Annotated in this window: 6 protein-coding genes; 1 reads left to right on the forward strand and 5 read right to left on the reverse strand. The window is 52.8% G+C overall.

Going from position 1 to position 8,163, the window contains the following annotated elements; translation table 11 throughout:
- A partial coding sequence (locus ACLL9E_RS11595) for a hydantoinase/oxoprolinase N-terminal domain-containing protein (protein WP_411291892.1) occupies nucleotides 1–314 on the reverse strand: 314 nt, incomplete at its 3' end.
- Between the two features lie 262 nt (nucleotides 315–576).
- Here ACLL9E_RS11595 and ACLL9E_RS11600 point away from each other — a divergent pair.
- Complete coding sequence (locus tag ACLL9E_RS11600; protein ID WP_411291893.1) at nucleotides 577–1,941, forward strand: M24 family metallopeptidase; 1,365 nt, start codon at nucleotides 577–579, stop codon at nucleotides 1,939–1,941.
- A gap of 265 nt (nucleotides 1,942–2,206) precedes the next feature.
- Here ACLL9E_RS11600 and ACLL9E_RS11605 read toward each other — a convergent pair whose 3' ends face one another.
- From ACLL9E_RS11605 to ACLL9E_RS11620, 4 genes are all read right to left on the reverse strand, one after another.
- Nucleotides 2,207–4,270, reverse strand: coding sequence for a M13 family metallopeptidase (locus ACLL9E_RS11605; protein ID WP_411291894.1), 2,064 nt, complete (start codon nucleotides 4,268–4,270; stop codon nucleotides 2,207–2,209).
- 334 nt (nucleotides 4,271–4,604) lie between these two features.
- Nucleotides 4,605–5,096: a nucleoside deaminase gene (locus tag ACLL9E_RS11610; RefSeq protein ID WP_411291895.1), complete on the reverse strand. Its 492-nt coding sequence runs from the start codon at nucleotides 5,094–5,096 to the stop codon at nucleotides 4,605–4,607.
- A gap of 583 nt (nucleotides 5,097–5,679) precedes the next feature.
- The gene (locus tag ACLL9E_RS11615; protein ID WP_411291896.1) at nucleotides 5,680–7,257 is read right to left on the reverse strand and encodes a DHA2 family efflux MFS transporter permease subunit; all 1,578 of its coding nucleotides are present in this window, start codon (nucleotides 7,255–7,257) and stop codon (nucleotides 5,680–5,682) included.
- A gap of 222 nt (nucleotides 7,258–7,479) precedes the next feature.
- Nucleotides 7,480–7,749: a hypothetical protein gene (locus tag ACLL9E_RS11620; RefSeq protein WP_411291897.1), complete on the reverse strand. Its 270-nt coding sequence runs from the start codon at nucleotides 7,747–7,749 to the stop codon at nucleotides 7,480–7,482.
- Nucleotides 7,750–8,163: the final 414 nt, after the last annotated feature.

Genomic DNA, 8,163 nt, shown 5'->3' on the forward strand with positions numbered 1-8,163 from the left:
TTTGGCCGTTCCTGGTAGCCTATCCGCAGGGCGTCTCCGAAACCCCGTGTAATAGCAAGGCACGTTGGCTCCCCCTTATGCTCCAGTAACGCATTGGTCGCGACTGTTGTGCCGATGCGTACTTCAAGCGGCGGGAACGGCCCGGATGCGATGCCCGTAACCTTGCAGATCGCCGCAATTGTTGCATCCTTATATTTCTCGGGATCTTCGGATAGCAGCTTGATGGTTTGAATGGTGCCATGAGGCGAACGCGCAATGACATCAGTAAATGTGCCACCGCGATCAACCCAGAATTGCCAGCAGTTCCCATTCATAATCGGCAACTAACGCTTGATATACGATGGCGCCAACGAAAACTGCCCGTCATGTCTGCGATGCATTCCGCAAATTCCGATTGACCAGAGCATAGTTGCGCGTGAGACCGCCGCGACCATTCCTCTTCTGGCCATCTTCTAGCGAAATTATGTCGGCGCAGGTCTGTTCGGTACGCCATCGTTCCAGTCACCAGCACTTCGCGCTTGATCCTTGCGCCGCGTCCGGCCAGTGTCAGTTAAACATTTGACTGGGGACAGCAGGGTGGCAAAGGGCATATCATTCGGGGCGACGCTGCTTATGGCCTCGGTCACACTACCTGCTGTCGCTGCGCCTTCACTGATGACCATGCGCGAAACCGAAGTTTCGGCACCCGCGCTTCCCACTATCTTAACCGCGCGCGAAAGGGCGGCGGTCGAAAACCGGATTTTGGCCCAGCGGCTTGACGCGATCGTTCCCACAATCATGCGCGAACAGGGCATCGACCTGTGGTTGCTGGTTGCCCGCGAGTATTTTGAGGAGCCCGTCGTTGCTTCGATGCTCGATGCTGAAAATATGCACGCGCGGCGCCGTACAATCCTGATCTTTCACGATCCGGGTGATGGAAAGCCCATCGAGCGCCTGACTGTCAGCCGTTATGGGCTTGGAGGTTTGTTCGTACCCGCTTGGGACCCGAGCAAACAGCCTGATCAGTGGCAGTCGGTCGCAGACATCATCGCCGCGCGCGATCCTGCAAAAATTGCGATTAACACATCTGACCTCTACCAATTTGCCGACGGCCTCACACTCAGTCAGTATAACAAATTCGTTGCCGCACTGCCCATCCCTTTACGGCAGCGGATTGTCAGCGGCGAAACGCTCGCAATCCGCTGGCTTGAGACCCGCATTCCTGCCGAGATGGAACTCTACCCAGCAATCGTGCGCACCGCCCATGCAGTGATCGGCGAAGCGTTTTCGAGGGCAGTTATTACTCCGGGCGTGACGACAGCAGAGCAGGTGCAATGGTGGTACCGCGAGCGGCTGCTTCAATTGGGCCTTGATCCATGGTTCCACCCCTCGGTTGCGATCCAACGGCAAGGCACAAAGGGCATGCTGGAAGGCGCCGAAGTCATTCAGCCGGGCGATCTGTTGTGGACAGATTTCGGCATTACATATCTTAGGCTGAATACCGATACGCAACACCTCGCTTATGTGTTGAAGCCTGGCGAGACAAATGCACCTGCAGGCCTCAGACGGGGGCTAGCGAACAGCAATCGGGTGCAGGATATTCTTAGCCGGCATTTCGCGGTCGGGCGTAGCGGGAATACGGTATTGGCGCTCGCGAGGGCAGAAGCCCTGGCTGCGGGGCTCGATCCATCGATCTATACGCACCCCATTGGTTTACATGGACACGGGGCGGGCCCGTCTATTGGTTTTTGGGACAACCAGAACGCCGATCCGCGCGGCAGCGGCATAGTTAATGCCAATACTGCATGGTCAATCGAACTTACGTCTTACGCCGATGTAGCCGAGTGGGGCGGCCAGCGCGTGGATTTCCGAGCGGAAGAAAACGCTTTCTTTGACGGTACCAGCGTGCGCTACATTGACGGGCGTCAAACCGAAATCACCCTGATCCCATCAGGCGGGTAATTGCGGCCTGATATGCTAGGGCTCAGGCCCTACGCATGACATAGCCAACAGCGCCGACTCCTTTTCCGAGCCACCACAGTAAATGACTATTAAGATGCGGTCATCCCTCAAGAGTAACCAGTCTACAATATCCGACTAAGCCGCCGTTCGGACTGCTCGAATGTCGCTTTCAATACACTATGTCGTCAGGCTGAAAAATACCGAGGTTCGCAGTAAGGCCAAAAGCTTCCCCGATCTCATGAAATCGGAGAAAACAGCACCAAGCTTACCAGATTCGAACGCGCTCTTCGCGGGGGAGATACATTTTGTCACCGGGCTTGACGCCGAACGCTTGATACCATTCGTCAAAGTTGCGCAACGTTCCATTCACACGATAGACGCGTGGGCTGTGCGGGTCGGTCAGCACTTGTGTGCGGAGTGCCTCGTCCCTTTGCTTACCGCGCCATGCCTGCCCAAAGGCGAGAAAGAAGCGCTGGTCGCCGGTTAACCCGTCGATTACTGGCGGTTCGCCATTCTTCTGCTTGTAAATTTGATAGGCAGTGTAGGCCATTTGCAGCCCACCAAGGTCGCCGATATTCTCACCAAGCGTCAGCTTGCCGTTGACGCGCAGCCCGGGCAGTGGTTCGAACTGGTCATATTGTGCGGTCAGCTTTCCTGTCGCCGCCTCGAATTTGGCCTTTGTTTCCGGACCCCACCAGTTGCGAAACTTGCCGGTCGCGTCGAATTGACTGCCCTGATCATCGAAGCCGTGGCCGATTTCGTGGCCGATCACCGCGCCGATTGCACCGTAATTGACAGCCGCGTCTGCATTAGGATCGAAATAGGGTGCCTGCAGGATGGCTGCCGGGAATGTGATCTGGTTCGCCAGCGGGTTGTAATAAGCGTTCACCGTCTGCGGCGTCATTGCCCACAGGTCGCGGTCAACGGGCTTGGGCACACGCGATAATTGTAGATCGTTGAAGAAATCACCGGAACGCATTACGTTTCCGAGCAGACCGCCACGTTCGATTTTTAGCGACGAGTAATCGATCCATTTCTTTGGGTGGCCGACACGCGGGTCGAACGCGGCAAGCTTCGCCAGCGCCTGTTCGCGCGTGGCGTCATCCATCCAGCTTAGCTTGGCCAGACGTGATTCAAAAGCAGCGCGCAAATTGGCAATCAGCTCATTCATCTGCGCATTGCTGGCAGGCGGATAGTGACGTTCGACATAGGTCTGGCCGATCGCTTCGCCTAACGCCCCGTTCATCAGGCTGATGCCGCGTTTCCAGCGGGCGCGTTGCTCGGGCTGGCCGTTGAGCGTCTTGTTGAAGAAATCGAAGCTCGCTTGGTCGAACTTCTTGGGCAGCGCGTTTGCGTGGTCGCTGATGAAGTGAAAGGCCAGATAGTCCTTCCACGTCGCCAGAGGAACGCTGTCGATCAGTTTGCCCGAACCGATAATTGCCGTGTCATTGGCAAATAGATAAGTCGGCATCGCCGGAATCTTTGCTTCGGCAAAGAACAACTTCCAATCATATTGCGGTGCCAGTGCGATAATCTGTTCGAGCGTCTTAGGGTTGTTCAACCGCGCGATATTGCGGCTTTCGACCTTGGTCCAATGCGTTTTGGCGATTTCGACCTCGAGATTGAAAATACCGTCTGCCTTGGCTTCCGCATCAGCAATGCTTGCGCTGGTTAGCTGCGTGACGATGTATTTTTTGTAAGCAGAACGGTAGCCGTCATATTTTTCACCTTCGAGCAGATAATAGTCGCGGTCAGGCAACCCCAGTCCGCCCTGGCCCAAGGCAATTGTATAGCGGGTCGGGTCGGCAAGATCTGGGATAGGGCCTGCGCCTGCAGGCGCCGAATAGCCGTTCCGGGCAAACGCCTTGATTAACCCGGTCTTGTCGTTGATGGCCCAGACATAGTCGAGATATGGCTTGAGGGGCTTGGTACCCAGCTCCTCAACCTTAGCTTCATCCATCCAGCTTGCGTAATAATCGCCGACCTGTTGCGCGACGGTGCCGGGCTTGGTCTTGGTTTTGGACAAGTCTTCGACGATTGCCCGGACATCTAGTTCGGCCTGATTGGTCAGATCGACACCGACGCCGGCGGAAGTTCTATCCGCTGCAATCTCGGTGCGCGCGACCCATGCGCCGTTCACATATTGAAAGAAGTCGTCGCCCGGCTTTGTACTCTTGTCGATGGCGGTCATGTCAAAACCCCAGGTTTCAAACTTCGGCTTGGTCGATGCGGCTTTGGTTTCGGAATCAAGTGCGGACTCTGCGAACGCGGGCGCAGCGGAAATCGATAACGCGATAATAGCAGTGCAGAGCAAAAGACGGCGTTTCATTTCGAGATCTCCCAGTGTGTTGGCCGCACGATAAGCTTTGAGCCAATGCATGCAAGGTCCACGACGTTATTCGTAGACAGCCGAATGCGGTTAGTCGAAGCCGGCAAGGACGGGCAGGTTTCGCCACCCGCGATTAGCCCGCTAGGCGGCAGCTTTGTGAGTGGGAGCTGGATTGGTAAAGGGGCCAAATTCGACGTCGACTTTGGTTACTATGGGCTGAACGCTGCCGTTGCGGACACGGCAATATCGATGTCAATTAACGGCAGAGCGATGTCATGCGGTTGTCGATATTTTTTGATTAACGAAGCTTCGAACACCCATTTTTGCTGCAGTGCTATTTGTTTGCCTGCTTGGCTTCTGGAACATCATCGTTCGGCCCGTAATAAAGCTTCGCACATTCTGCACCTAAGCAAGGCCCTTCTAGCGCTAGGTCATCTTTGTAAGCGTCCGAGATATAATCCATCGTGCTTAATGTCCGGTCTTCAAAATACATTTCGTGGACTTGGTTGCGGGCAGCGCCATAGACGATCCGGCCGATATTGGCCCATATGGAGGCAAGGCTGCACATGCCACAAGGTTGCAATGTTGAATACAACGTTGCATCGCCCAGATCTGCGCTACCCAAAGCAGCACCAGCGCGGCGAATTGCAACAATTTCCGCGTGCGCCGTTGCATCATTGTTATCTGCGGTTTCGTTCACTGCCGTTGAAATGACGACCCTGTTCCGCACAATAATGGCCGCGATTGGTGTGTCAGAAGGATCCGTTCCCTTGGTTTTGGCAAGTGCAATAGCTTGCAACATAAAATTTTCGTCAGAATCAGTCATCGCTATTCCTTGAGGTGCCATTCCTCCAACGACTACCGTAGCTCATCATAGGATGACAATTTCTTTTGACCGCCAAAAGTGTTCACCCCGGACTAAAGGCTAAATCAAAATTCCCAAATTGTTTGTTTAGCAAACGGCCCCGCGATCGTGCCGTGGCGACACACTCATAATTCTGTCGAATGATATCGATAGTTAAATCAGTAAAAAATATGGTGCCGCCTATAGTATTCGTACCTACGACCGCGGCATTACGAAGGTGATTGTTTCAACACAGATGTCACATAATTATCAATAATTTGGCGCTGCAATCGTCCAAGCAAACGGCGTTCACCGGGAAGGTTCCCAAAGTCGCCAAGGGCTCGATATTTGGGTTTACCTATTTATAGTGCTTTGGCTCAATCAGAATCTAAAATGTGACCTTTGGTAGCCCCACTGCCAGCAAAACTTCGGCCGTTGAACAAGCTATAAATAGGCGCCTTCCAAGCATAGTTCCGGGTGGTGCCGCTGTTAGTGGATCAACGAGCGCAATCCATTTAGGCGTTGCTTCGATGGCTATTTGGTCGCCAGACGAACAACGGGGTATTCAGCTTAGAGAGGTTGCATCATAGAGATGCATTGGATCTTCGAAATTTAGCTCGCTTGGTCGTCGCACCCATAACAAAAGGATGAGCGCAAGCGCAGTTATCACTCCGATGAACATCCATGCGTCGTTAATGGCATGAACCAATGCAGCTTTCTCCACGAGCGGGCGCACCATTTCGGTAGTAAATTCGTCTGGAACTTCGCCCAATTGTTCGAGAAACGCATCGCGAGGTATTCCGATACTTTCTGCAACCGAAATATTTCCTGCGCGCAGCTGATTTGCGATAGTACGGCTATAGATGTCGGCACGACTGAAGATTGTAGTGTCGATTAGCGCGAGACCGAAGGCTCCACCAAGATTTCGCATAAGGTTAAACAAACCACTGGCATCTGCCACTAACGAGGAGGGCATCTGCCCTAAAGCCATACGCGTTGGCGGGAGCAAGCAAAACATGACGGCAGCTCCTCGCATAATTTGCGGAACTAACATTTCGGCGAAATCAGTATCTGCAGTTTGCCGCATACTCATAAGCATTCCTGCGGCAAACAGCGCGAAACCGAACATTGTGAGTGCTCGGGCATCCACTCGTTTCTCCAGGAACACCGCTATTGGTGCAGTGACCAGTTGGGCGATCCCGGTGACTAACATTATTTCGCCGATCTCGAGCGCTCCATGTTCACGAACCAACCCAAGAAAAAATGGCATTAAATAGGTCGAGCCAAACAGGCCAATGCCAAGAATTACACTGAGCAGACACCCGATCGTGAAATTTTGATCAGCAAAACAGCGGAGTTCAACCAATGGGTTCGTTGCACGCCAGGTTCGGACAGCAAATGTTACGGAAAATCCCAGAAAAAATGTCATTAGTATCATCACGCGAACAGAACCCCAGCCTAACGTGGGCGCGTCTTTCAATCCAATTTCCAACGTAATGAGAGCCCCCGCTAACATCACCAACGCAAATAAGTCTATCGAGCGCGACGATCGTTCATTTGCAGCCGGGGAGTTAAGGGCGACCGCAGCCCCGATCGCGGCAAGCATTCCGGGAATGATGTTAACTCGGAATAGCCAGTGCCAAGAATAAGTTTCTGTTAGCCAGCCGCCAACGATGGGCCCAATCGTAGGGGCAAGCACTGCAGCTACCCCTGCTATGGTTGTCGCTAATCCTTGCGACCGGGGAGGAAACAGGAGGAACACAGCAGCGAAAACGCCAGGAATGAGCGTTCCGCCTGCAAAACCTTGAATGATCCTCCACAAAATCAGACTGGTGAAATCGCTACTTTGGGCACATCCGATTGATGCAAGCGTAAAAAGCGTCACGGCAGATACGAACAACCATCGCATCCCCAGCCGCGCAGTGAGGAAGCCGGTAAGCGGTATCGCTACCACCTCGGCAGTAAGATATGAAGTTTGAATCCAAATCATTTGATTAGGCTTGATTTGTAGCGCCTGTTGGATCGTGGGGAGCGAGGTTGCCACGATTTGGATATCGAGAATGGCCATGAACATTCCGACACACATGACAACAAATCCGAACCAAGTTTTTAGGCCGGCACTGGTCAATTCGGGCTCTTTCATGATTTGGCCTTACACCAAGCAGTCGCTACCGCTAGATTAATCAACCTGTCATGTTGTCTTGTGTTGCATCCTGATCCAGTATTTGTCTTGGAACAAATAGCTGTTTTATGACAGATATTTTGGATTGATTGGATGGTGGGGTAATTCGGAGGCCTCAACGCAACACTGCTTTAGGTTAGGTTTTAATCTAGAAATGCTTCCCGTACGAACCAGCTAAACCCGTTATCGTTTCATTGCAGCTTCGCGCTGCACCTTAATTTTGAGCATTGCTGCATGGCAAACAGCGGAAGTTTCGGCAATCTTAGTAATCATGCAGGTTTCGACCTCTTTTCGGCTCATTGATTTCATCGCGGCGGGACATAGCCTTTTTGCTTCTTGCACACATGCCTTTTTCCCTTGATCAGTTGCCGCACTGGCCGACCCGGAAAATCCGCCAACAACCAACAACAAGATGCCCATTGCCGATCGGCATCTGTTTCTAAAATCAATCATCAAATATCTCTCTTTTCGGTTGGTACATTCCGATTACACTTACTCTAATCGTACCTACATTTTCTAGTATGACCGATGAATGAATGTCGCGGTATTTTGCGCACGCGCTGTCTTGGACGGCTAGACGCCATTCACATTCATAATTCGAGCAAAAATATCTTAGAATTTTTGAGCCACTGCCAGCTGCGCAACTGCGGCGCAGGTGACGTCAATTGTCCGGCGTGGCGCGAACATGGGGCTGCTGTCATCGATCAAGTGGATAACGGGCCGCTGTCCGTCGTCCGGACATTTGGAAAAAATCGCGGCGTAGATTGGCGAAGGGCGGGCCTCGTGTTTGAAATATCGGTTTGAACCGAGCCAAGAATTAGCTTTCGATCGAATAACCGATACGTGGAAAGTGAACTACGACTTGCC

The organism is Sphingorhabdus sp. (assembly GCF_046596595.1).
Taxonomy (GTDB): domain Bacteria; phylum Pseudomonadota; class Alphaproteobacteria; order Sphingomonadales; family Sphingomonadaceae; genus Sphingorhabdus_B.

Bases quoted from the DNA above. Each gene is read 5' to 3' on its own strand.
- ACLL9E_RS11605 (WP_411291894.1), bottom strand. From the start codon at position 4,270: ATGAAACGCCGTCTTTTGCTCTGCACTGCTATTATCGCGTTATCGATT.
- ACLL9E_RS11610 (WP_411291895.1), bottom strand. From the start codon at position 5,096: ATGACTGATTCTGACGAAAATTTTATGTTGCAAGCTATTGCACTTGCC.
- ACLL9E_RS11615 (WP_411291896.1), bottom strand. From the start codon at position 7,257: ATGAAAGAGCCCGAATTGACCAGTGCCGGCCTAAAAACTTGGTTCGGA.
- ACLL9E_RS11620 (WP_411291897.1), bottom strand. From the start codon at position 7,749: ATGATTGATTTTAGAAACAGATGCCGATCGGCAATGGGCATCTTGTTG.